This window comes from Gammaproteobacteria bacterium (genome assembly GCA_003696665.1).
In the GTDB taxonomy this organism is placed as follows: Bacteria; Pseudomonadota; Gammaproteobacteria; order Enterobacterales.
Genome location: RFGJ01000486.1, coordinates 1 through 1470, shown reverse-complemented (window position 1 = coordinate 1470; position 1470 = coordinate 1). Strand labels below are relative to the sequence as shown.

Sequence of the window (1470 nt, the reverse complement as noted above, 5' to 3'; positions counted from 1 at the left end):
TGTCGAGGTTATTTGCGATCCGATGGTCTTTGGGACATTGAGGCCAAGTTGTGTGACACCAAAACGCATGACCTGGTGAGTGTTGCCAAGGGCGAGATCAAGGCGGGCACGCCGATTCATTTGATGTGGCTACGCATCACGTTAGACGACACCCTGAAAATACATGACGCACAGGCACAAACAGAAGCCGCACCATTTCATATTTGCCCGCAGGCGGCCGAACATTACCGTGGTTTGGTCGGGATGCGTATTGGGCCGGGTTGGAACAAAATGGTCAGGGCGAAATTTGGCGGCAAATTCGGCTGTACCCATCTGACAGAAATGTTATCGGTGATGGCGACGGTTGCGATTCAGACCATTTATCCCTATCGCAATATGCAGCCGGATTCCCCAGAAGAAGCCCGTATGCGACTGCATCCGAGTCTACCCAATAGTTGTTATGGTTTTGCGCGCGATGGTGAAATCATTCGTCGCTATTGGCCCGAGTATGCTGAGCCAAATGCTGCTCAAGCCAACGATGGATCAAAAATCGACTGATTGAGCCTTGTCCGCCTACGATGAGTTCCCCGCTTTGGATTTTTTTCATTAGGACGGGCGCGGAAAACCAAGCGATGGTTTCGAGTTCTTGATCGTTTGGATGGATATCGATTTCTTGCGTGTAGGCATCAAAGGCCAGCATAAGGGAAGACGGAAAAGGCCATGGTTGTGATGCCACATAGCGACAACTGTGTATCGTCAAGCCGGTTTCCTCCATCACCTCGCGTTTCACACTCTGTTCCACGGTTTCGCCCGGCATGACAAAGCCAGCAATCACAGAGAATCGATTGGCTGGCCAGTGCGCTTGGCGCGCGAGCAGCAATTCGCCGCGTGCATTGGTGATTGTGGTAATGATGGCTGGATCAATGCGCGGGAAGAAAGTGCGTGCGCAGTTGTCTTGACTACATTTTTGCGCCAAACCGCTATCGGGCACCAATTGTGAGCCGCAGGCAGCGCAAAAGCGATGGTGTTGCAACCAGTGGGCGATGAGCACACCGCGTGAATACCAAGTGAGCTTCCAATCATCCATGCCGAGACAGGCGCGCAGTGGCCGCCACACACCCGCTGCGTTGATGAAAGGCGCTGCCCATAGGCGGGCTGCGATGCCTTGCCGGCGACTCAGCCAAACAAGATGCGTTGGGGGCGCGGCAACTTCAACGGTGCGCCCCTGATTCGGCAAGAAAATGTGGGTGCTGGTGCAATCGATTACCCATGTGGCGTTATCGATATTGTCTGTGACGCCATAATCATCACTCCAATGCCATTCAGAATGGGTGAACGCGAAGTCGGGGGGATTTGAATAATGATCTTGAAAACTCAATATTAGCACCCACTAATAAAGCACGTTCGAATCACATTAGGAATCACTATGATACATCTCGTTTGCCATCAATGTGGACAAACAAACCGCATACCTGAAAATAAACGATCGCA

Annotated in this window: 2 protein-coding genes; one reads left to right on the top strand and one right to left on the bottom strand. The window is 51.9% G+C overall.

Going from position 1 to position 1470, the window contains the following annotated elements; translation table 11 throughout:
* The first annotated feature begins 12 nt into the window (after window positions 1-12).
* Window positions 13-537 (top strand): DUF2889 domain-containing protein, encoded by a 525-nt coding sequence (locus tag D6694_11800; protein ID RMH38830.1) that lies wholly within the window; start codon window positions 13-15, stop codon window positions 535-537.
* Here the strand turns inward: D6694_11800 and D6694_11795 are convergent.
* Complete coding sequence (locus D6694_11795) at window positions 464-1366, bottom strand: NAD(+) diphosphatase (protein ID RMH38829.1); 903 nt, start codon at window positions 1364-1366, stop codon at window positions 464-466. The genes D6694_11800 and D6694_11795 overlap by 74 nt on opposite strands.
* Window positions 1367-1470: the final 104 nt, after the last annotated feature.